The sequence below is a fragment of the Hydrogenovibrio kuenenii DSM 12350 genome (assembly GCF_000526715.1).
Lineage (GTDB): Bacteria > Pseudomonadota > Gammaproteobacteria > Thiomicrospirales > Thiomicrospiraceae > Hydrogenovibrio > Hydrogenovibrio kuenenii.
Genome location: NZ_JAGP01000001.1, coordinates 989,166 through 1,011,557 on the forward strand (window position 1 = coordinate 989,166; position 22,392 = coordinate 1,011,557).

General features: G+C 43.0%; 25 protein-coding genes. 10 read left to right on the top strand and 15 right to left on the bottom strand.

Annotation, left to right across the window (positions count from 1 at the left end):
- The 4 genes from N745_RS0104645 to N745_RS0104660 all read left to right on the top strand — a co-directional run bounded on the left by N745_RS0104645 (position 1) and on the right by N745_RS0104660 (position 3,284).
- Complete coding sequence (locus N745_RS0104645) at positions 1–603, top strand: TetR/AcrR family transcriptional regulator (RefSeq protein ID WP_084657305.1); 603 nt, start codon at positions 1–3, stop codon at positions 601–603.
- Between the two features lie 104 nt (positions 604–707).
- Entirely contained in the window at positions 708–1,235 is a 528-nt protein-coding gene (locus N745_RS0104650) for a carboxymuconolactone decarboxylase family protein (RefSeq protein ID WP_024850971.1), read from the top strand.
- A 127-nt stretch (positions 1,236–1,362) separates the two neighbouring features.
- Positions 1,363–2,712, top strand: coding sequence for a sensor histidine kinase (locus tag N745_RS0104655; protein ID WP_024850972.1), 1,350 nt, complete (start codon positions 1,363–1,365; stop codon positions 2,710–2,712).
- Positions 2,709–3,284 (top strand): response regulator transcription factor, encoded by a 576-nt coding sequence (locus N745_RS0104660; protein ID WP_024850973.1) that lies wholly within the window; start codon positions 2,709–2,711, stop codon positions 3,282–3,284. Before N745_RS0104655 ends, N745_RS0104660 begins: the two co-directional genes overlap by 4 nt.
- A gap of 40 nt (positions 3,285–3,324) precedes the next feature.
- Here the strand turns inward: N745_RS0104660 and N745_RS0104665 are convergent, their stop codons facing one another.
- Positions 3,325–4,728 (bottom strand): SLC13 family permease, encoded by a 1,404-nt coding sequence (locus N745_RS0104665; RefSeq protein ID WP_024850974.1) that lies wholly within the window; start codon positions 4,726–4,728, stop codon positions 3,325–3,327.
- 73 nt (positions 4,729–4,801) lie between these two features.
- On the opposite strand from N745_RS0104665, the gene N745_RS0104670 reads away from it, so the two are divergent.
- Positions 4,802–5,620 carry an AraC family transcriptional regulator gene (locus tag N745_RS0104670; RefSeq protein ID WP_024850975.1) on the top strand — a complete coding sequence of 273 codons (819 nt, stop codon included), beginning with the start codon at positions 4,802–4,804 and terminating at the stop codon, positions 5,618–5,620.
- 42 nt (positions 5,621–5,662) lie between these two features.
- On the opposite strand, the gene N745_RS0104675 is transcribed toward N745_RS0104670, so the two are convergent.
- From N745_RS0104675 to N745_RS0104695, 5 genes are all read right to left on the bottom strand, one after another.
- A complete protein-coding gene (locus tag N745_RS0104675) occupies positions 5,663–6,421 on the bottom strand; it encodes a COG4705 family protein (RefSeq protein WP_024850976.1) in 759 nt (252 codons plus the stop codon).
- A 111-nt stretch (positions 6,422–6,532) separates the two neighbouring features.
- Positions 6,533–6,823 carry a YciI family protein gene (locus N745_RS0104680; RefSeq protein WP_024850977.1) on the bottom strand — a complete coding sequence of 97 codons (291 nt, stop codon included), beginning with the start codon at positions 6,821–6,823 and terminating at the stop codon, positions 6,533–6,535.
- Between the two features lie 20 nt (positions 6,824–6,843).
- A complete protein-coding gene (locus N745_RS12230) occupies positions 6,844–7,428 on the bottom strand; it encodes a TetR/AcrR family transcriptional regulator (RefSeq protein ID WP_051453375.1) in 585 nt (194 codons plus the stop codon).
- The gene (locus N745_RS11705; protein ID WP_038070620.1) at positions 7,425–8,138 is read right to left on the bottom strand and encodes a DUF4395 domain-containing protein; all 714 of its coding nucleotides are present in this window, start codon (positions 8,136–8,138) and stop codon (positions 7,425–7,427) included. Before N745_RS11705 ends, N745_RS12230 begins: the two co-directional genes overlap by 4 nt.
- Positions 8,139–8,163: 25 nt before the next feature.
- Positions 8,164–8,562: a hypothetical protein gene (locus N745_RS0104695; RefSeq protein WP_024850979.1), complete on the bottom strand. Its 399-nt coding sequence runs from the start codon at positions 8,560–8,562 to the stop codon at positions 8,164–8,166.
- A gap of 196 nt (positions 8,563–8,758) precedes the next feature.
- Between N745_RS0104695 and N745_RS0104700 the strand changes: the two genes are divergently transcribed.
- On the top strand, positions 8,759–9,307 hold the full coding sequence (locus tag N745_RS0104700) for a DUF2058 domain-containing protein (protein WP_024850980.1): 549 nt from the start codon (positions 8,759–8,761) through the stop codon (positions 9,305–9,307).
- 111 nt (positions 9,308–9,418) lie between these two features.
- On the opposite strand, the gene N745_RS0104705 is transcribed toward N745_RS0104700, so the two are convergent.
- A complete protein-coding gene (locus N745_RS0104705; RefSeq protein WP_024850981.1) occupies positions 9,419–9,751 on the bottom strand; it encodes a DUF6172 family protein in 333 nt (110 codons plus the stop codon).
- Positions 9,752–10,079: 328 nt separating this feature from the next.
- Here N745_RS0104705 and N745_RS0104710 point away from each other — a divergent pair, with 328 nt between their 5' ends.
- Both N745_RS0104710 and N745_RS0104715 read left to right on the top strand, forming a co-directional pair.
- Complete coding sequence (locus tag N745_RS0104710) at positions 10,080–11,009, top strand: ABC transporter ATP-binding protein (protein ID WP_024850982.1); 930 nt, start codon at positions 10,080–10,082, stop codon at positions 11,007–11,009.
- Positions 11,002–12,030 carry an ABC transporter permease gene (locus N745_RS0104715; protein ID WP_024850983.1) on the top strand — a complete coding sequence of 343 codons (1,029 nt, stop codon included), beginning with the start codon at positions 11,002–11,004 and terminating at the stop codon, positions 12,028–12,030. Before N745_RS0104710 ends, N745_RS0104715 begins: the two co-directional genes overlap by 8 nt.
- A 120-nt stretch (positions 12,031–12,150) precedes the next feature.
- Here the strand turns inward: N745_RS0104715 and N745_RS0104720 are convergent, their stop codons facing one another.
- Positions 12,151–12,384 (bottom strand): hypothetical protein, encoded by a 234-nt coding sequence (locus N745_RS0104720; protein ID WP_024850984.1) that lies wholly within the window; start codon positions 12,382–12,384, stop codon positions 12,151–12,153.
- A 371-nt stretch (positions 12,385–12,755) separates the two neighbouring features.
- Positions 12,756–13,586: a DUF2189 domain-containing protein gene (locus tag N745_RS0104725; RefSeq protein ID WP_024850985.1), complete on the bottom strand. Its 831-nt coding sequence runs from the start codon at positions 13,584–13,586 to the stop codon at positions 12,756–12,758.
- A 438-nt stretch (positions 13,587–14,024) separates the two neighbouring features.
- On the opposite strand from N745_RS0104725, the gene N745_RS0104730 reads away from it, so the two are divergent.
- Positions 14,025–14,942 (top strand): SMP-30/gluconolactonase/LRE family protein, encoded by a 918-nt coding sequence (locus tag N745_RS0104730; protein WP_024850986.1) that lies wholly within the window; start codon positions 14,025–14,027, stop codon positions 14,940–14,942.
- A gap of 112 nt (positions 14,943–15,054) precedes the next feature.
- On the opposite strand, the gene N745_RS0104735 is transcribed toward N745_RS0104730, so the two are convergent.
- From N745_RS0104735 to N745_RS0104755, 5 genes are all read right to left on the bottom strand, one after another.
- Entirely contained in the window at positions 15,055–15,729 is a 675-nt protein-coding gene (locus tag N745_RS0104735; RefSeq protein WP_024850987.1) for a hypothetical protein, read from the bottom strand.
- Positions 15,730–15,848: 119 nt separating this feature from the next.
- Positions 15,849–16,595 carry a hypothetical protein gene (locus tag N745_RS0104740; protein ID WP_157833745.1) on the bottom strand — a complete coding sequence of 249 codons (747 nt, stop codon included), beginning with the start codon at positions 16,593–16,595 and terminating at the stop codon, positions 15,849–15,851.
- A gap of 147 nt (positions 16,596–16,742) precedes the next feature.
- Entirely contained in the window at positions 16,743–18,461 is a 1,719-nt protein-coding gene (locus tag N745_RS0104745; RefSeq protein WP_024850989.1) for a proline--tRNA ligase, read from the bottom strand.
- A 166-nt stretch (positions 18,462–18,627) separates the two neighbouring features.
- Positions 18,628–19,254, bottom strand: a complete 627-nt coding sequence (gene trhA, locus N745_RS0104750; protein WP_024850990.1) for a PAQR family membrane homeostasis protein TrhA — start codon at positions 19,252–19,254, stop codon at positions 18,628–18,630.
- Positions 19,255–19,292: 38 nt separating this feature from the next.
- Complete coding sequence (locus tag N745_RS0104755; RefSeq protein ID WP_024850991.1) at positions 19,293–19,496, bottom strand: hypothetical protein; 204 nt, start codon at positions 19,494–19,496, stop codon at positions 19,293–19,295.
- Positions 19,497–19,773: 277 nt separating this feature from the next.
- Between N745_RS0104755 and N745_RS0104760 the strand changes: the two genes are divergently transcribed.
- On the top strand, positions 19,774–21,153 hold the full coding sequence (locus tag N745_RS0104760) for an anti-phage deoxyguanosine triphosphatase (protein WP_024850992.1): 1,380 nt from the start codon (positions 19,774–19,776) through the stop codon (positions 21,151–21,153).
- A 3-nt stretch (positions 21,154–21,156) separates the two neighbouring features.
- Here the strand turns inward: N745_RS0104760 and queG are convergent, their stop codons facing one another.
- Complete coding sequence (gene queG / locus N745_RS0104765; RefSeq protein ID WP_024850993.1) at positions 21,157–22,317, bottom strand: tRNA epoxyqueuosine(34) reductase QueG; 1,161 nt, start codon at positions 22,315–22,317, stop codon at positions 21,157–21,159.
- Positions 22,318–22,392 lie beyond the last annotated feature (75 nt).

Here is a 22,392-nt window from a genome sequence, read left to right on the forward strand (position 1 = left end):
ATGAAACAAAATACACCAGATGACAGTCGTTCTAAATTACTCGGAAGCGCTTTTCAAGAAATCTATAAGCGAGGCTTTCAGTCGGCAAGCCTTTCAGCAATTTTATCTGAAACCGGTTTGACAAAAGGGGCGCTATATCATCACTTTCCGAATAAAAAAGACTTGGGTTTAGCTGTTATTGATGAGGTGATTTACGAGACGTTAGATGAAAGGTTTTTCAGTCCTTTGAGAAACAGTAAAGCACCATTGCAAGCATTGCTTGATACCATTGAGCAAACCAAAGAACGTAGTCTGATTAGAGTCGAGTTGGGGTGTCCACTCAATAACCTGATTCAGGAAATGAGCCCTTTGGACGAGCAGTTTAAAGATCATTTGGCAAGAGTCGTATCCACTTGGCAAGGAGTTGTTGAAGATGCATTGGTTCGTAGCCAGCAACTTGGTGAGATTCGTAACGATGTAAATTGCAAAGATACGGCACTGTTTATTTTCGCGGCTTTCGAGGGATGTATCGGTGCTGCAAAGAATATGCAATCAGCCGAAGTATTGGCTAGTTGTATTGATCGGTTGCATGATTATGTAGCCAGCTTGAAAAACGACCAGTAATTTTGGTCGAAAAAGTGATGGCGAGCGTTCGCCATTTTTTTGAAATTAAATACATACCGGACGGTCGGTATCCTATTTAATGTTTCGTCTTTAAGGAGAGAAAAATGTCTTTATTAAGTTTGGTCACACCTGAAAATGCAACAGGTAGAGTCGCTGAAATCTATGATGAAATCACTTGGACTTTCGGCAGCGTTCCAACCGGCTTTCAGCTTCACAGTGTTAGCCCGGAATTGTTTGATGATAACTGGCGAAATATCAGTTACTTCATGGAACACAAATCACTGAGTTTTCCGTTATTGGCATTGATTCGGATGCTTGTTTCGCAAGACAATCAATGTGATTACTGCATAGGTTTAAATGAAGCCTTATTGATTAACAAGGCGGGTTATACCATTGAGCAAATCCAAGGCATTAAAGCCGACCCGTCAACTGCACCGCTCAGTGATAAAGAGAAAGCGATGTTGTTGTTTGTGTTGAAAGCGACTCAGAACTCCAAAAGTATTACTGCTGAAGACATAGTGGCCTTAAAAACGCTTGGTTGGACGGATAAGGATATATACGATGGCTTAGCGCATGGTGCTCGTAATATGGCGATGGATGTTATTTTTAATGCATTCCAGGTTGATGGCTAAACAGCACTGAATTTTTTAACTAAAAAAACCGCCAAATGGCGGTTTTTGTCTAATAAACTATACACTAGGTTTCAAACAAATGTTTTGGGGCGTGGTGTGTTTTCTGAATTAGATAAGAGAAAAGATTTTGGCTAAAAGTTTCAAGGCAAATAGGGGGCGAAATATTTCATCTGAGCTGACTTACTATCGCAGTATGTTGCTGTTTTTGTCTGTTATCTGGTTGGCAACTTTATCTTGGTTTTCGCTATATCTAAAAATTAACTTTTCAGTGTTGGCCGTTGGCTTTTGGTTTGGTTCCATTTTACTAACACTAGGGCTAAGTTACTTCTTACCCAATATTCCCGTTCTACAAAACAGAACACATAACAAATTCAATCTGACTTGGTTGGCATTGTTGCTGTGGATCATGCTGCTCAATACCGGGCTTCTTTACGAAACCGGAGGCACTATTAACCCGATGATGAATCTATTGCTCTTGCCATTAGCATTGGGTATGTTGATTCTCTCGCCGGGTTACTTTATGAGCTTGGCGATTATCGTTGCGTTGTTCTATTTATTTTTAAGCAGCTACTATGTGCCTATCATGTCGATGAAGGTACAAAGTTTACAAGCTTTCTTTGCTTGGTATTTGCATGGTTCCGTGCTGGTATTTATGTTGTTGGTACTGTTTCTGGCATTGTTTATTTTGCCATTGAAACATCGGCTGGAAAGACAAAAAGAAATTTTGGAGCGCCACAAAAATCTAGCTGTTCAAAACGAATATTTTATGTCTATGGCAGGTTTAGCTTTGTCATCTGTGCATCAACTCAGTACACCACTCAATACGATGGCGCTACTTAATGATTTATTAAAAAACGAAGTGAACACAAAAGAAGGCAAAGAGTACCTAGAGACATTTGCTGAGCAACTCAAAGTATGTAATCAAGCGCTGGATACCCTTAGAAATCGTGCCGATTATGCACAACAAAGCCAAAGCAGGCCAGTATCCTTGTCAAAATTCTTATCGGAATTAAAGCAAGAGTTTGCACTGATTCAACAACAAAGCACGCTTGATCTAAAAATAGATGAACAACTCAAACCAACTGAAAATTTCGTTTTGCAAACAGATCCTAATTTTAAATTGGCTCTGTTGAACCTGTTGGATAACGCCGCGCGTTACAGCCCAGATTTTATTCAGGTAGCATGGCAGTTGGATGAACAAGCACTCAAAGTTACGATTAAAGATTTTGGTGGTGGTATGTTAGAATCAGAGCTATCCGTATTAGGGACGCAACCTCGTGAACACAGTCATGGCCTAGGTATGGGCGTTTTTCTCAGCCGTATGATTATCGAACGGCTGCATGGAAAATTGCATTTCTCTAATCATAAAGGTCAACTTAAAGGCGAAGATAAAAAAGGACTTTTAGCCGAAATATGGCTACCGACCGAATTGATTCGCCCTCAAGAAATTAGTGCAGAGGCAATAGGGAACAAATGAGCAATTCAATTAACTCACCAATTTTAATTGTTGATGATGACGAGACATTTTTAAGGGTTTTAAAACAAACGCTTATCAATCATCAGCTAACCGTTGTAACCGCATCTACACCTGAAGAAGCTTTGGGGTTAATCGATAAAGAAGAATTTGGTTTTGCGATTTTGGATTTGAACCTTGATGGACAAAGTGGTTTAAACCTAATGAAAGAACTGCTGCAATTACGCCCTGACTGCAAAGTGTTGATTTTGACAGGCTATGCCAGCGTCGCAACAGCGGTAGAAGCCATGCGATTAGGCGCGATGGACTACCTTTGCAAACCAGCAACTGTGGCGGACATTTTAAAAGCACTACAACCAGAAACCTCAGACACTACCGATGAAGAGCCAAAAGAAATGAGTGAAGAAGAGGTTGAAGATGATTTTCAACCTATGTCTGTGAAACGCCTTGAGTGGGAGCATATCCAAAAAGTATTGGTTGAGCACGACGGTAATATCAGCGCCACTGCGCAAGCACTCAATATGCACCGCCGTACCCTGCAAAGAAAACTGCAAAAACGCCCGGTAGAAAAGTAGCGGTGAAAGCCTAAAAATCTACCAGGCTGGGGTCGTTGGGTTATAGCATGCCAAGCAGTTTCCACCAGAAGTAATCTAGTGGTAGCAGCAACAGAACCGTTGCTATAGCCAAAATCAGTACCAGCTTCATGCCGTGAATCATCTTTTCACCTGCTAACTGCATTCCAATTACCAATGGTGGTACTTGGTAGATGAAAATCGGTGTGGAAAACCCCAGCACCTGAGTCATCAATACGCTGTTCAAAGGCAAGCCAGCGGCCTGTGCCAGTTGTTGCGCCAGAGGCGTCAATACAGCGGGTACTCCGGGCGTTGTGGTGGCAATCGATGTTGTCATTGCCATAAATGCCAGAGACATAAAGTTCATGAAATCGTGTCCGGCAGACAAGGGTAATATCTGCGTCAGTTGCTTGGCAATGACGGCACTTAATCCTGAGCTGGACAGCAAAGCTCCCAATCCCAATATCCCGGCAACAATCAGAAAGGGCGGGAGTTTGATGTCATCATTAAACTGTTTGCTGCTCACTAAGCCAAACCCGGGGAGCAATAACAAAAAGGCCGCGCCTACCGCAATCCATGCTGGAGAAATATGGTGTATGAAATCTGTTAACCATAGGCCGACGGTAAGCACCAGAATCACCGACATTTTGAACTGTGCATTGGTGAAAGGCGGTTTGGTTTCATGGGGTGATACATAAGGTTTGGGTGTGTCCGGGAATTGCCACAAGATCAATCCCCAAATTATCAAGGCTTTCAACAATCCCAATACTGGAAAATGTAGCATGAGGTATTCACCGTATAGTGGTTCGATTTTATAAAGGGTTTCGATACTTCCCACCAAAACCATATTGGGTACGTTGTTCGGAAGCACCGAAAAGGTCGGGAAAAAAGTGCCGAAAATGGCGGCCAGCACTAACCCGGTTCTGCCCTTTGAACCGCTGTGAAAGCCAAAGCCTTCTGCCATGACAATAATGATGGGAATCAGCAAGGCAATGCGTGCAGTTGCCGACGGCATGACAAAGCCCAATAAAATGCCCACTACGATGACACCTAACACCAGCCGTGCATAGCTGCCGTTCAATTTGTCTGCGACACTGTGAACGATGCGGTCGCTTAACCCGGTATTTTTTACTGCGGATGCAATCACCAAACCACCAAAAACCATCCAGAAAGCCGAAGAGGCAAAGCCTGAAAAAATTACCGAAGGCGCGCCCAGACTCATCAACATCGCGACGAGGAAAAACAACACGGCTGTTAAATGCTCGGGGAGTTTTGCCGTCGCCCAAAGGCTGATGATAATAATGCCCAGCCCAGCGACATGCCGTTGTTCTGCCGGTAAATTCAAGATAGGGAAAAACATGATTACGATGCCGGAGATGGCAGCAAACAAAGCCACTAAGCTTGAAAAAGACAAGTAAGCAGGTTTGTGTTGAGTGATGGATGACATGGCTTGCTCCAAAAATAATCGGTTATGAGTATTTTCTTGAAAATTACGGGGGCTGTCTTGCTACAATTTGACAATGAATATCGAAAAAGTGACAAGTGAATCACAGGCAATCGAGCCGCCATCTCCAGCTTCTTACTATCTGGATGAAAACCGGCCGGTGCTGGCTCGCGCTGTGGAAATGCAAAAAGCGAGACAAACGCGGTTTCATAACCATCCCAGAGCGCAATTGATTTACGCCATTAATGGCGTAGTGAGAGTGTTGACTGATGAAGGTACTTGGCTGGTGCCGCCCTCTCAGGCGGTGTGGATTCCATCCGGTGTCATGCATGAGACTTTGGCGGTCAATAAGGTGTCGGTGCGCAATCTGTTTATTGATCCTACGGCAACAGCAGACTTACCCAAAAACGTTTGTGTTTTTAATGTTTCCACTTTGCTGCGGGAGTTGATTTTAAAAGCCGTTTCAATCGGAAATGAATATCAACCGGATTCCAGTGAATACCGAATCATGCAGGTGATTCTGGACACGCTCAAAGAAGCACAGCCAACAATCTTGCACCTACCAATGGGAAAAGATCCGAAACTAAACAAAGTGATCGGTGAACTGCTACAAACCCCTGATAACAGCCTAACTCTGGAAGAGTGGGCATCCTATGTCGGAGCCAGTAGTCGAACTTTGGCAAGACTATTCAACAAGGAAACCGGCATGAATTTCGGGCAATGGCGCAATCAGTTACGCTTGATTGAAGCGATAGATCGACTAGGGCAAGGGCAATCGGTGACTAACGTTGCGATTGACTTGGGCTATAACAGCCCCAGCGCGTTTATCGCCATGTTCCGCAAAAAACTAGGCAAGTCACCGGCAGCTTATTTTCGAGATATTTCTGAAGGGTAAGTTTCTAAAATCTACCAGGCTGGGGTCATCGCTTTGATTTGTTTAATGTCCGCTTTTTGCTGCGCGTTGCTTGAAGGCGAATAGGAAGAAAATAATCAAGAACAATAGTGTGGCGGTTGCTGAAAATCTGCTCAATTCCAAGCCACCGTTTGCCACTGGTTTATCTAGGAAATCACCGACAACCGCACCCAGTGGACGCGTCAAAATAAACGCCAACCAGAACAGCACCACGTGCGAAATTTTGGTTTTGTAGTAGGCGATAGCAATCAAGGCCAGCGCACCGCCAAAGATAAATATACTCGCTTCATAGCCCAAACCTTGCGTATCCGCAACCCAATCGCCTAAAGCCGTCCCCAACGTTTGCGAGAACATAATCGTCAGCCAGTAAAAAGCTTCGGATTTCGGTGAACTGACCGAGTTAATGGAAACCGTTCCCAGTGTCTTGCGCCAGATGAATAGTGAACTCAAAAGCAGCAGCAACAAAATAGTCGAGCCACCCGCATACCCTATACCCAAAGAACGGTCAGTAAAGTCCGCCATGGTCGTGCCGACAGTGGTGGTGGCAATAATCGTTGTCCAGTAAATCACCGGGTGAAATGCTTTGGCAAACATTTGGGCGGCAACTGCTATGACGAAAACTGCGGCAAAAATATAAGTGCTTTCGAGATAGCCCAGCCCCAAAGACATGGAAACGGCATCCCCACCGGTTTCGCCTAAAGTGGTTGCGAAGATTTTGATGATCCAATATACGAGGGTGACTTCGGGGACTTTGCTGAGGATTTCTTTCTGCGTTGAGTTCATTCTGCTTTCCATACTTCGGTGTTATGAGTGCTTATCTTAACGCGTCTAGTTGGGCAGAAATCTTTCAATATTGTGAATTTGTATGCTGGAATAAAAAAACTGGTCGTAACCTTATTCGCCAATAAACGCTTCAAAGCCGGGTTGCATTCTGCTTGGTATGAATTCGATCACGTCATAATCAGCAAGGTTTTCTCTTTTGAAAGGGTCAAGCGCCAGAATACTTTCCAACTCGTCTTTTTCTACGCCTGACGCAAGGATAACACCGCCAACTCTTGGATTTCTTCTGCCGGAGGCGACAAATACGCCTGCATCATATTGTTTGGTTAAAAACTCGACGTGTTCCGCGTGGTATTTTTCAACATCTTCAATTGGGCATTTATAAGTGATAACAACGGCAAACATTGGGTTTCCTTTTAGAGTAATTAGCAGTTCAAATGATGGTTAATCATTTGTTGGATGTTTTTTGTCAAGTAGTCTATCGACTGAGTTTCTTCGCTACCACCGGGTAGATGCAAGCGTAAGGCGTTGGATTGAAAGTGAAAAAATAGCAATGACATCAAACTGGTCGTCAAAAAATGCGGGTCACAATCGGGATTGATGTCAACAAACACCTTTTGCAAAGCAAGGCAATTATCCAACATCACTTCATTAGCCAAAAACTTCAATCTATCCTCATCTTGCCCAAGCAGTTCGCGAATGAACAGTTGGCGGAAGATAAAACTGCCTGCCATCTGGCGGCAAGCCAAGGCAATAAAATCATCCAGTTTTTGTTGTGCAGGCAAGTCTGATTGAAGGCACGCCATCAGCGCATCGCCTTCACGCGTGAAGACAAATCTCAATGTCGCCAAATAGAGTTGCTGCTTGTCTTTGAAATGATTGTAGAGCGAGGGCGCTTTGATATTGCAGGCTGTGGCAATATCACGCATCGTCAACGCATCATAGCCTTTGTTGGCAAAAAGTGCCGCAGCGGTTTCTAAGATGCGTTGTTGTGTGTTGTTTGTTGTCATGTCGCTTCGTGTTTACGTTTGATTGCGTCCCAGTCGATATTATTGCAAGCGTAACAGGGTTCTTTGATCACGCCCATCCAAACCAATAGGCTATGTATTTTACAACCTAAACAGAAACCAAGTACAGCTTCAAACCACATTAGTGCGATACACACCCAAACCAAGTTCACCGGAAACCAATAGGGAATATAGTTATAGGTTGTCGGTAACGTATTCGCACCCAAGAGTGCATTGACCCAGTTCGCAACCGTATCAGGGTTGAAAAACACCAAGCACAAAGTCACCAAACTTATCCCCAAACTCCAGGCGAAGCGTTTTGGTGTCAGCGGTTTCCACTCTGGGCGTTTGTTGCGCGCAAGGTAAGTGGATAGATGAATGGTTGGCGATAAACGAGACGTCCACACAAACATGCCCGCAAACAACTCAAACAAACCGTAGAGCAACAAGGTCGTTTGCACCGTGTAGTCATAAGTACGGCGTGTCATTTCACCCGAATAGATGATTTGCGAGGCATCATTCACCTCGTAAGTGTCTTCAATGCTATTCGGGTTCACAATCCAAGGTGAAGTGTAAGCCACATCAAATAAGGTCAACGCCATAAACAGCGGAATCGACAGCATCATCCCTGCACGGATGCGCACCGCTGTATCATTGATAAAAAGAATTTCTTCCTTAGGGTCTCTAAACCAAGTGTTTTTTAACCAAGACATCTTTGCCTCCTTATTGATGATAGGCTTAAACTTTTTGAACCGAGCCAGTAACAGGCTTGCTGAAAAAAGTGCGGAAAATCATTGAAAGTGAATAGCGTTCAGCGTGATTCCACGGCATAAGCGACATAAAACGCGCCAAGAAACAGTAGTCAAACAGTACCATTGCGGTTGTACCTAGAATCACGAAATACAACACCCAATACATAGGCGCCCAGAAAGCGATGAGCAGCAAGAGGGTATAAGCGATGCGAACCTGGACCGGAAAGGCCGTGATGGACTTGCTCTCCGCATAAAAATGAAAGATTTGTACCACCGTCAAAGCCGTTGCCAAAGGCAAACCATAGTGCCAACCGCTCACATCCAATATCAATAAAATATCGGTGATAAACCAATAACCCCAAACCTTGTTCATAATTCTATCCATGTTTGCCTATCCTTAATTTAGCTAACTAACGTTTGTTAGTTTAAATAAACCGTTTAATTTAAACAAGCAAAACTTACGAAGAGCGTTATTGAAAAATATCGTTTGAGAATAAAGGTTTTTAAATCAGGTACTCAATCGGAGCGTTGATTGATAGGGTAAAATACTGCCATTAATTTTATAGAGATGGGTAATGACTATGGCAGGATCGTTATTTGATCAGCTGAAAAAAGCCGGTTTGGTGGATGAGAAAAAAGCCAAAAAAGCCAAGCAAGAAAAGTATCAGCAAACCAAGAAAAACAAAGGCAAAAAGGGCGAGGTGCAACAAAGCGAAGCCGCTAAGCTGGCTGCCGAGGCCGCACAACAAAAAGCCGAACGTGATCGCCAGTTGAATTTAGAGCGTCAACAACAGCAAGCCAAGAAAGCTTTGCAGGCTGAGCTACGCCAAGTCATCGAATCCAACCGCTTAAAAAACACCAATGGCGACATCGCCTACAACTTTGCCGATGACAGTAAAGTTAAAACACTCTACGTTAATGCAGAGATTCATAAACGATTGGTTGCCGATAAAATCCGCATTGCCCGTTTTAATGGTGATTATGCCCTGGTGCCGGACACGGCGGTTGAAAAGATTGAACAACGCGATAAAGACGTGCTGATTCCACTTGCAGGCGTGGACAAATCCCTTTCAAAAGAAGATCAAGATTATTACGCTCAGTTTGAGATACCAGACGATTTGGTTTGGTAAAAGAGCTCGGTGAGTTGATTAGAACTGAATTGTGCCCAGCCATAGTTTAGAGCTAAAAAACTCTAAAATCTGCCAGGCTGGGGTAGCTGCTAAAGAGGGTGGTCAGACGCTTTATTCGTCATCAGCCTCATCAATCTCTTCAATAGTCTCATCACTGTATGAAGCTTGACCTCGTACCGCAGGTTTGGCAAGTATTTCCAAATAAAAGCTTTCCAGTTTATCCGCTTCCGCTTGATTGATGTACTGGTCAATTTCTTTGACGTGAATCACTTGGCTATCTGCCGCAGTGGCGCCGAATTTGCAATCAAAATCCCAATAGTCCGCATCCACAGGCAGGGCACGTCTGCGTTCACGTTTCAAGTATTTACGCACTTCATTTTTAATGGCTTCAACCAATCTGGCAGGGGCAATTTTTTCGTCGGTTAATTTAAAGGTTTTTTTCATTTAAGGTCTCTAAGCGTCGGGAAATATCATTATGATTTATGGCAAGGTCAAAAAGTCTTACGCTTGCACTATGCGCTAGACGGATTGATAAGAAAGGTCAGCGCGGGTTTGTTTGTTGTTTAGCTTGGTAGTTGAGCTTGAAAAGCCAAATCAATCGGTTAAACAAGGAAGAATGCAAGTTTACGCTTTTCACTTTGGAGAGTAAATGTGTAAATCATCGAAAGCCCAAAAATCTGCCAGGCTGGGGTCGTTAGCCAGTCGAGTTTTTTCGGTAAGTGTGAAACAATAACAACATCGAGTGTCATCTATTTTTGAGAAAGAGGTTATTTTGACAGCCATTATAGAAGTGAAAGCCTTGAGAAAAGAGTATCCCAAACTAACTGCGGTGGATGGTGTTGATTTTGCCATTGAAGAAGGCAGTTGTTTTGGTTTGCTCGGGCCAAACGGTGCAGGGAAATCGACCACCATTGAAATGATTGAAGGCCTGAAAAAACCGACTTCAGGCGAAATCTTATTTCGCGGCCAGCCCATGACTGCGGACTTCAAAAAAGTGGCTGGCATTCAGTTTCAAAGCACCGCCTTACAAGACTTTTTAAGCGTGTCGGACAATTTAGCGTTATTCCGCAGTTTTTATGATCGGCATACCGATTTGCAGGACTTGATTTTGGATTGCGACTTAACCGCCTTTTTGGCGCAAGACGCCTCGAAATTATCCGGTGGGCAACGTCAGCGGTTATTGCTGGCACTGGCATTGGTTCATGATCCCGAAGTCATTTTTCTGGACGAACCGACGACTGGCTTAGATCCGCAAGCGCGTCGCCAGTTTTGGTCGCTGATTCAAAAAATCAAAGCGCAAAACAAAACCATTATCCTCACCACGCATTACATGGAAGAAGCCTATTTGCTATGCGATGAAATCGCCATTATGGCGCACGGCAAGTTGATTGCCCAAGGTACGCCTGACAACCTGTTGACCCAGCATTTTGGCGACAATATTTTGGAACTGCCCACAAAAGTTTTAGGGGATTATCAACCGACAGAAGTTCATTTTCATCAGGGTGAAAAAACCGAGATTTTTACCCGCACCATGAATCAAACCCTGCACAATTTGATAGATGCAGGTATCGACCTAACCGATTTGAAAATCCGCTCTCGCACCTTGGACGATTTGTTTTTAGAGTTGACGGCTAAAGATTCAAGTGGATTAAAGACCCAACAAGAGAACGAACAAGCACACGCTGGAGAGTCGCATGTTTAAAAGAATACTTATCCTGATTCATGCCCGTAACCTAGAGTTCTTTCGAGACAAGGCTTCACTCGGTTGGAGTGTGGCAATGCCTTTCTTTTTGGTATTCGCCTTGGCGTTGGCTTTTTACGGTGACAACAAGCCGTTGTTTAAAGTGGCGGTTTATCAACCTGCTGGTGAGATGAATGCGCAATTAAACCCGATTTTTTCATTAAAGCACGTGCATTTTTATGCGGTCGATAATCTACAAACCGCGATTAACAAAGTGGCGCGTCACCAAACCGATTTACTCATCAACTTAAATCCCAGCACGCCAAAAGCTGAACAAGGCTATTGGGTGAATGACGATTCTCCCAATGGCTATATGATGGAGAAATTGCTGAAAAGTCTGGATGCCCATCTCAAACGTCACGATACCGAAAACCACCCGATTAAATATATCGACTGGGTGATTCCTGGGGTGCTCGGCATGAACATCATGTTCGGAGCCTTGTTTGGTGTGGGGTTTGTGATTGTCCGCTATCGTCGTAGTGGCTATCTCAAACGACTGAATGCAACGCCTCTAAAACCCGTTGAGTTTATTTTGGCTCAATTGATTTCAAGGCTGTTTATCGTCGTGTTTATCTCGGCGGTTATCTTTATGGTGTCCAAAGCGATTTTAGGCTTCGCGATGAATGGTAGTTATTGGGCATTATTGTTTGTGACCGTTTTGGGCAGTATGTCGATGATCGCCATGAGTTTGATGGTCACCGCACGGGTCAGCTCCGAAGAGTTGGCAGGCGGGTTGTTGAACCTGTTGACTTGGCCGATGATGCTATTGTCAGGTGTATGGTTTTCGTTGGACGGCAGTTATCCGCCCTTAAAGTATTTTGCGCAATTGTTTCCACTAACGCACATGTTAGAAGCCGTTCGCGCCATTACCATTGATGGCAAAGGCTTGGTTGACTTAACGCAACCAATCATTGTTTTAAGTGTGATGACAGCCTTGTTTATCGCCATTGGCGCCTACTTTTTTAAATGGTCGGATGATTGATTGCACCGATGTTTCGGGCTAAAAATCTGCCAGGCTGGGTCAAAAGTGTAGGCGGATGAACAAAGGTTAGGTATTTATGAATGGGGCAAAATAACGTTACTTTGCCCCGTTTATTTTGAATTAGGAGTGTTGTTTATCGATTTGATTGCTTTTTTTAACCCAGGCAATCGCTTCGCCAGCAAGGGCTCCGCCACCTTGGCCACCATATCTTAAAACATCCTTAGCCCAGCTTTCAAAACCGGCACCCGTGGCGGAACTAGGGGTCGGAAATTTAAACGAGCTTAGGTTATTACCTGCAAAAGCAGTCGTGCTAAAGGCTGCTGCCAACAATATTCCAATCAGTTGTGTTTTCATACGTCACCTCTGAATTTTCATAGCATTAAAAGAGAAAAAGTAACCCGAGTAAGTTTTTCACTCAATTTCACTATACGCCGAATGAAAGTTTAAAAAACAGGGTGACTTGCATCTTCAGGAATCAGTCATTTTTTCATCAAATATATATCAAACCTTTATGAGGTTAATGAAGGAATATTGGTGCAAATAATGGGTTTGAATAGAAAAATCAAAGCCAAATTAATGGAGACAGATTAGTCTGATAAAAAAGGGCGAAAAGGGTGTGAAAATCTACCAGGCTGGGGTAGCGAATGATGTGTGTGATTAAGGGTAGGTTTATAAATAAAAACACGCCTACCATGAGAAATGGCGACGTGTTTCGTGTGTTAAATTTATTGCGCGTTGTCAAACTCAATCAGTTGATTAAAAGCATGCCAGCTAGCATAGCCCAGTAGCGGCATGATGATAAGCATTGCAAAGCCAAGCGTCACCAAACCAATGGTTAGAAGTACTGCAATGGTCAATGCCCATGCAGCCATCACCAATTTGTTTTCCATCACCACCTTAAAGCTCAAGATCATGGCATTAATCACGCCAACTTTTGGGGTTTTCAACAACATTGGCAGGGTGATGACACTGATGCTAAATACAAATGCCGACACAATGGAGGCGCCAATCATAAAGAACACCATGAATTTCAGCCCGGCTTCAGATTTCAAAAAGCCCAAAACCCCTTCATCAGGGTTTACGATCAAAAGACTACCAGCTTGAGAGAGGGCAGCGATAAGCGGGGTTGCCAACGACCAAGCTGCCGTAATCAACCCAAGCGCCAAAGCGAAAGAGCAAATTTCAGAGGTGTTGTTACACCAAGCAAGCATAGAGGCACGCAAAGAAGGCTGTTTTCCCTGCTCCAATTGCTGTGCAATGTAATACAGGCCAGTGGCGAGGAAAGGAGAAAGCATCACAAAAAAAGTCGATAACTTAAAAATCCAAACCGGCTCTTGGTGAAACAGCAGGAAAACACTCAATATCGCAAACCACATCATAAAACCGTAGAACAAAGATACTCCCGGTGCATTGGGAATGTCGTCCCAGGCTTTTTTCAACCAAATCCCGATATCTGAAACTTTCGCATCATGTGAAATCAGGTGTTCACCGTTTTCCAGATAGTGATCGTGTAAATGAGAGTCATGTAAGTTTGAAGATGAAATTGCTTGTGGCATATGTTCTCCTTTATTTGCATCCTGCAAATTTAGAGGCTTTGACTTCTGCAAAGGCTCCTTAGTGGTAACTCAATTAGTTGTCTTATTTATTATTTCCTACTATTCAGGTAGGTTATTAATAACTATACACAATATTAATCAGGCATTTATTGAATTAATTTATGCTGTATATGTTTGTTATATAAAAGAAAATAATAATATTATTGAATTCTGAATAATGATTTTAGAGAGCCTAAAAGGAGTTGATGAAATGGTTGTGATTTACAGTCAATAACATCAGTAGGTTTTGTCTTTTTACATATGTTGAAAGGGTGGGTAATTCACAAGTATATTTGTCGTTGTAGAGAATAATTTTGCTAAAATCGAATTGTCTTTGAGGTGACGAAGTTTGCTCATGATTAAGTGTTAATAACGGGTGTATTAATTTGGAGTTTTGTTATGAGTGTTAAAGTTTTTAATAAAAAGAAAGTGTTTGCAACATTAGGGTTTTTATTTGCAGGTACTGTTTTATTGTCTTCTGTTTTAACAACGGCTTCTGCAGCGGATATTGTTGTAAAAGACGTAGGCTTTCAAACGCCGGAGTCGGTTGAATACAATCCTCAAGGTGATTCGTATTTGGTTTCCAATATTAATGGAAGCCCATTTGATAAAGACAATAATGGTTTTATCTCTAAGCTTAGTCCAGAAGGTAAAGTACTGGATTTAAAATGGATTGCGGGGGGTAAGAAAGGGGTAACCCTAAATGCACCCAAAGGCATGGTCGCTGATGGAAATACCTTATACGTTGCCGATATCGACACCATTCGTACCTTTAACTTGACCACGGGCAAACCGATTGCCAATTATCCTATTGCAGGCAGCTCATTTTTAAATGGCATGACGCCTTCATCAAAAGGCGGCGTGTGGGTCACTGACAGTGGGGTGGCACCTGGCTTCAAGCCAGCCGGTACGGATGCGATTTATCATGTGTCAGCCAAGCGGAAAATCAAAACCCTGACCAAAGGCAAAGACTTAGGTCGTCCAAACGGTATTTTGGAAAAAGACGGTCAGTTGATTGTGGTGACCATCGCCAGCGGTCAAGTGCATCATTTCGACTTAAACGGTGAATGGTTAGGGGCTGAAGCCTTTCCTTATAACAAGCTGGACGGTTTGATTATGGACAACAAGGGCAATGTGATTTTCTCTAGCTGGAAAGCGCAAGCGATCAAGGAAATTCAACCCGACGCCAACCCGAAAACCCTCTTTACAGGGCTGAAATCACCAGCGGACTTAGGGTATGACACGAAACGAAACCGATTGCTGATTCCTTCGTTCCTAACCAATAAGGTATGGATTAAGTCCTTACCAACAGACTAAATAGCCATGTTTCGAAATATTAAAGCCAGACAGTATCTGGCTTTTTTGTCTTGTTATGATTTAGTTTTATCTGACACGAATCAATGGAGTCTGCCCCCATTGATTTCTTGAATTAATTGCTGTAGATAATTACTTGAGAACTTTTTGGTTGAGCACTTTTATGAATTCCTGTGTTTATAGCAGCTAAAATGCAAACAACTAGGAACAAAGAACCTAAGTAAAAATAGTATTTTTTGAAATAGGTTGCGCTTGCTTCTTTCATGAGGTTATCAAAACTAGGTTTAGGCATTAAAGGTATAAATGTTGGTAAAGTCATGAATATAGGCAAGAGTATCAGAAAAATAATGTTCAACAATGCGTGAATCTTTGGTTCAAAAAGTCCAAACCATATCCAAAGACCCGACACCGTCACACCCCCTATTATCCACAGAGAAAGAAGTTGCGGTTTATCATTTGAGTCATATTTTCGATTCATGCTTTCCAACGTAGATTTTTGTGCGCGAATTTCAGTTATCATGCAAATCGATGATACAGTGGCGACATGGATTTCAACTGGTCGGTATGAAAGTCCTATCATGCCTGAAAAGCTTCTGATGGTATTAACGTAATAAAAATTGTAAAAATTCAGTGCATCCAGTATGAAACCCTTCCATTCAACTATTGAGTTAGAAATTGAGGTTAATGAGCTGAAGCTGAGAAAGAATCCAAGTACAGAAATTATTTTGAATAATATACTGCTCTTCTGAAAGTTAGCTTTAACTTCGGTAAATTCCTTAAGTATATTCATTGACCTTCCTGTGTAACTCAATCAAAAGTCAATGGGGTCTGACCCCATTGATTTGCATTGCTTACTCTTGTGGTTACCAGAATTTCGATTTTCATTTCATCATTCAGCAATATTTATTTTTAAGCTTCAAGCACTTCTTCCTGATGTTGTTCTTTGATTATTTTAAAACTCATAGCCATTAACATGCAGTTAAAGGCATAAAATAATAAATTAACTACGCTTGATGTAATCTCCCCCGCGGGAGTTGATTTAAAAAAGCTACTAAATAGGGGAACTGAGTTTATCAATATTTCAAAGGGAAGGGTTACAAGGTATGGGAATAGAAGCATAATTATTGCAATACTCAATGTGTATCCTTTTGATATTTTCCAAGCTTCTCTTCTGCTAGCTTTGTCATCTATTGCTATGGCTGGAAATATAAAATATAGTCTTGCTGATAACACCACAATTATAAAAAAGCCAATAAATATGCCGATAATAGGGATTAACAGGCAAGTTATGATGACTAATGTAAAAATAAAAAACAAAACAAGAGAATATAAGAAAAACAGAAACTCCCTTTTTCGGGGCGTAGAGATTCCAAAGCTTGGCACGGATTCATTTCCTAGGATGGTGAACCGACAAATATTGATTGTGAATGATATATAGAGAATTAGGACAATTAAGATATAGATAATGTTTTGGCTCAACAATTGTTCGATGAGGTGTATTCCTACTAGCGATGGAGTTTTATGCATAGCAAGATTGATTTTTTTCTCTATTATCATATTAAGAACAGTAATGAAGGCAATCGGTAAGGTAAATGTGCTTATGATGCCTAGTTTTTCATTCTTAATTAAATGGAGAGTTTTTGTAAAAACACTCATAATTAACATCCTGTTAACTAATAACATTTGACTCTTTCACTCCTAGAATAGTATTTCTGTGTGGTTTTTCATTTCTTAAATATAGCGATTTAGAAAAATTGAGACAGTTTTTTGCAATAAAAAGCGGCTAAAAAGCCGCTCTTAATCTTAGTTGTTGCTTAGTTTTCCAAGCAAGAAATCCATAAACTCGGTTTCTGGAATATCCTGCGCCTTTTCATCACGGCGATATTTATATTCAATCTCGCCTTTGTCCAATCCGCGTTCACCGATAACGATGCGGTGTGGAATACCGATTAACTCCATATCGTTAAACATGACGCCCGGGCGTTCGTTACGGTCGTCAAACAACACTTCAATGCCTTTGGCTTTAAGGTCGTTGTACATTTTGATAGCGGCTTCTGCTACGCGTGGTGATTTGTGCATTTGCATTGGCACAATACACACCTGGAAAGGTGCTAGTGCTTCTGGCCAGATAATGCCTTTGTCGTCATGGTTTTGCTCGATGGCAGCGGCAACCACACGGGTGATACCGATACCGTAACAACCCATTTCCAATACTTGCGCACGACTGTTTTCATTCAACACAGTTGCATTCAAAGCAGTGGAATATTTGTTACCCAACTGGAAGATATGACCGACTTCAATCCCACGACGGATTTCGATTTTACCTTGTCCACATGGGCTTGGGTCGCCTTTGACCACGTTGCGAATGTCTGCAACCAAAGTCGGGGTAGCGTCTCTGTCCCAGTTTGCACCTGTGAAATGGAAGCCATCTTCATTGGCACCACAAACGAAGTCCGCAGCGTGTGCGGCTGTGCGGTCAACAATCACAGGAATATTCAAGCCCACAGGGCCAATAGAACCCGCACCGCAACCTGCGGCGGCTTTGATTTCTTCATCCGTCGCCATCTCGAAAGGTTCTGCAACCAATTCCAATTTCTCGGCTTTTATTTCATTCAGTTCGTGATCGCCACGCACAACCAATGCAACCACAGGTGCGGCTTCGGTAGCGCCTTTCACCAACAAAGTTTTGAGGACTTTCTTTTTCTTAAGTTGTAGGAAGTCACACACTTCTTCGATGCTGTGTTTGTTTGGTGTTTCTACTTTTGTGAGTTCTTCACTTGGTGCGGCACGTTCACCTTTTGGCGCTAGGGCTTCTGCCAGCTCAACGTTTGCCGCGAAGTCTGATTCGGTAGAGAAGGCGATGTCGTCTTCACCTGAGTCTGCCAATACGTGGAACTCATGCGAACCGTCGCCACCGATAGAGCCTGTGTCGGCTTGTACTGGGCGGAAGTTTAGCCCTAGGCGAGTGAAGATGCGGTTATAGGCATCGTACATTTCTTCGTAGGTTTCTTGCAGGCTGTCGCGATCCATATGGAAAGAGTAGGCGTCTTTCATAATGAATTCACGTGAACGCATCACACCGAAACGTGGACGGATTTCGTCACGGAATTTGGTTTGGATTTGGTAGAAGTTGATAGGCAGTTGTTTGTAGCTGCGGATTTCTTTGCGAACCAAATCGGTAATGATTTCTTCATGCGTTGGGCCGAGGGCGAAGTCACGTTGATGGCGATCTTTGAAGCGCAATAGTTCTGGGCCGTAGTCTTGCGCACGACCGGATTCTTCCCATAGCTCAAGTGGCTGGACGACAGGCATCAACAACTCTTGGGCGTTGGAACGGTTCATTTCTTCACGAACGATTTGTTCTACTTTACGCAGCACTTTCAACCCAAGCGGTAGCCAGTTGTAAAGACCGCCTGCAAGTGGGCGAATCAGTCCTGCGCGGAGCATCAATTGATGGCTGATAACAACGGCATCGGCTGGAGTTTCTCGGGTAGTGGCTAGTAATAGATTAGAGGTTTTCATTTCGTGGACAAGACTCTTTAAATTTGGGTGTTAACGATGAAATATCAGTTGAATTAAGTGTAACGTTAAAAGTCGATATTTTAGCATGTCGAAAAGCGTATTTTGAAAAACTATGTGGTTGAAGCGTGTGGTTTGAGGTGGGTTTGGCTGAAGGGAAAATAAACGCTTATCTGACGTAGACAATAATAGCGATAAAGTGACTAAAGGAACCAAGCAATACAAACAGGTGCCAAATGCCGTGGGCGTGTTTGAGTAGGTTTTTGTCATCCAATACATAGAAAATAATACCGATGGTATAGGCAAGACCCCCTGCGGTTAGCCAGTAAAGCCCGGCAGCGGGTAGGGCGGCTTTTAGGGCTGCGAAATCGAAAACGACGAGCCAACCCATAATGAGGTAGATGCCGAGTTGTAACCATTCGATACGTTTTTTGATGGCCAGCTCAAGGGTGATGCCAACGATGGCAAGTGACCAGATGGCAATGAGCATCCAGAGACCACCATTACCCATCAAGGTAACTAGGGTGAATGGGGTATAGGTTCCGGCAATGAGTAGGTAGATAGCAATATGGTCTAGCTTTTGAAAAATGCGTTTGACCAATGGGTGTTTGAAACTGTGGTAAAGCGTGGAAAAACTATAGAGCAAAACCAGTGTGATGCCAAAAATAACGAAGCCGATAAATAATGGGATACTTTGTTGCTGTATGCCGACGGTGATTAAAGACCCGAATGCCATGACGGCGAGTACGGTGCCGACAAGGTGGGAGATACTGTTGAATTTTTCTGAGTGGTACATTTTAAGTGCGTTTTAAGTAGTGATAAAAGTGCAGAGGGTTAGTTGTTGTATTTTTCTTTGCATCTTTTAATGGCGGCCCAATAGGCGTCGTTTTTGTGAGGATCGCCACCTTTGGTGTTGTCCCAAAGGGCACTGGCTCTGTCTTTACATGCTGTGTATTCTGCACTTTCACAACCACTTAGCATGGGTAGTGTTAGCGCTAAAGTTAAGAAAGTTAATAGACCTAATACTGCTGTTTTCATGGGGAAATCTCCTATGTCCATCATGAAGTGCGTTATCTGATTTGAACTTTGCTTTTTATTTTTTGTCTGTAAAGCTTAGCATTATTTAAACATTCTTTGACCCAGCCTGGCAGATTTTTATGGCTTTTTCAAAAAAAATATAGACTGAAAACCAGCGCCTAAGGGGCTGAAAAGTCTGAATATATTGGTGAATGGGTCGAAATTGGTTATGATGGTCGCAAAATATATCTACCATAAATGCCTATTGCGACAAGCGTTTGAGATAAAAGGAAGATTCGTGACGATTTCTGCACAAGAACAAGAGTTTGATTGGACACAACGTTATACCGACTATTTGGAGAGCAAAGAATCGCGTCCTTCGCGTATTGTTTACCAGCGAGATAGAGCGCGGGTTATTCACTCAGCGGCGTTTCGTCGTTTGCAGGCGAAAACGCAGATTTTCGGATTGAATGAATCGGACTTTTATCGCACGCGTTTAACGCATTCAATGGAAGTGGCGCAAATCGGTTCTGGTTTGGTGGAGCAGTTGATTACGGTGGGCGATGGTAAAGATTATATGGATTGGTTGCCGTCGTTTTATCTGATAGAAGCGATTTGTTTGGCGCATGATCTGGGGCATCCGCCTTATGGCCATGGCGGCGAAGTGGCACTGAACTATATGATGCGTAAGCATGGTGGTTTTGAAGGCAATGCGCAAACGTTGCGTATTCTTTCTCGGTTGGGAGAGTACACGCCAAAAAATGGTATTGATTTGTCTCGCCGTGCAACCTTGGGTGTGCTGAAGTATCCGTCGATTTACGATGAGGTGGTGGCGCAGAGTTCGGATTATCAAGCGCGCATTCATCAACAAGATGCCTTTGACTTCCGTACTTTGGATATGAGCCGCTGGTATCCGCCTAAAGCGAGCGTTTATATGGAAGAACGTGAGCAGTTTGATTGGGTGTTGGATATGTTCTCCGATCAAGATAAAGAATTGTTTACTAAGTTGTTAGCAAGCGAAAAGCCTGATGACAAACAAGGCTACTTCCATAAAACGCAATATAAAGCGTTTGATACGACCATTATGGAATTGGCAGACGACATTGCCTACGGTATTCACGATCTTGAAGATGCAGTGGCGATGGGAATGGTGCAACGTGACCTTTGGCAAGAAGAAGTCATGAATAATGAGGTGTTTAAACACTATCCACTTTGGGGTAGTGAAATGACTGATATGTTGTTCAGCTCTCGCTCAAAAGATCGCAAGCATGCCATTAGTAAAATGGTCGGCATTATGGTGGAAAGTGTTTTTGTGGATGAGAATCCGCTTTTTGAACATCCACTATTGCGCTATCAAGCGAAGCTGGGTGAATCGGAAATGGCAGTGTTGGAGCTGCTGAAAACATTTGTTTATGTGCACGTGATTACCTTGCCGGAAGTAAAAGGTATGGAGTACAAAGGGCAGTTGATTGTGTTGGATTTGTTTAAATCACTACGCGCTAACCCAGAAGCTTTGTTGCCACGCAATACGTATCATAAATATGAACGCGCTGAATCCGAGCGAGTACAACAACGCATTATTTCTGACTATATTTCAGGTATGACCAATACCTATGCTTCTCGTTTGTATGAGAAGTTCTTTACAGCATCTCAAGGGTCTATTTTTGATAGATTGTAGAGCCTAGTTAGTTTGCTTGCTTTTAGGTAGGTAGTATTTCGGTGCAACAGCAGGTTTGCCAGGTGTTGGGAATGCCCCCAGCCTGGTAGATTTTGTTAGTTTTTGCTGTTGCTGTTCAATCGCCCAATCACAATGTTCTTTGACGAGTGCTGAACCCGTTTGTAGGTTTGATAATGCAGATAGATTTTCAGGACGGTATTCGTCATTGCCAATAGCAATGCATAGATTGCGTTGCCAAAGCTCAAAGCCAATCCTTCTGATTGGCGAACCTTCCATTTGTTTTAAAAACTGGTCTTCATCCCAAGCCAAAAGTTCGAGTAATGAAGTTTTATCTAAATGTGCGCGAGATTGTTTTGCTTGAAAGGCGCTTTCTTGAGTTGGTTCGGTGAATTTATTCCACGGACAAACCAACTGGCAGTCATCACAACCGTAAATACGGTTTCCAATCAATGGGCGTAACTCTTCGTTAATAGAACCATGGTACTCAATAGTGAGATAAGAAATACAGCGCCGAGAATCCACTTGGTTGTTAGGTAAAATCGCTTGTGTCGGGCACTCATCTATACATGCAGTGCAAGGGCCACAACCTTGTTTTTCAAAGGGTGAATCATTTGGCAAATCAAGGTTGCAGTATAGTTCACCTAGAAAAAACCAAGAACCTGCGCGGGGGTGAATGATTAAGCTGTTTTTACCGATAAACCCAAGCCCAGATTGTTGGGCGAGGGGTCTCTCGAGTACGGGTGCGGAGTCTGAAAAAGCGCGATAGCTGAAGTCTGGTATTTTTTCTTGAATTTTAGCGGCCAGTTGTTGCAGGCGTTTGCGCATGAGTTTGTGATAGTCCTTATGTAAGGCATAACGCGAAACATAGGCTTGGTTTGGCTGTTGTAATTCTTCAATGGCGGATTGTGCATCACCATCAAAATAATTCATGCGAACACTGATGACGGATTGCGTGCCGGGCACGAGTTCATTTGGGCGTGTACGTTTGATGCCATGGGTTTCCATGTATGTCATGTCGCCATGATAGTTTTCGCCAATCCAGTTGAAGTAATCTGCTTCATAAGCAGAAAGGTCTATAGAAGCAATACCAATATCGGCAAAACCGAGTTCTCGGCCCCAGTTTTTGATGTCTTTAACAAGTTGTTGGCGAGATTCTACGTTCAATGGATTTCTTTTAGTCTGTAAAAATGGATGCACTCATTTTATCCGCTTCTTAAAACAGAGTGGCGTTATGCGCTG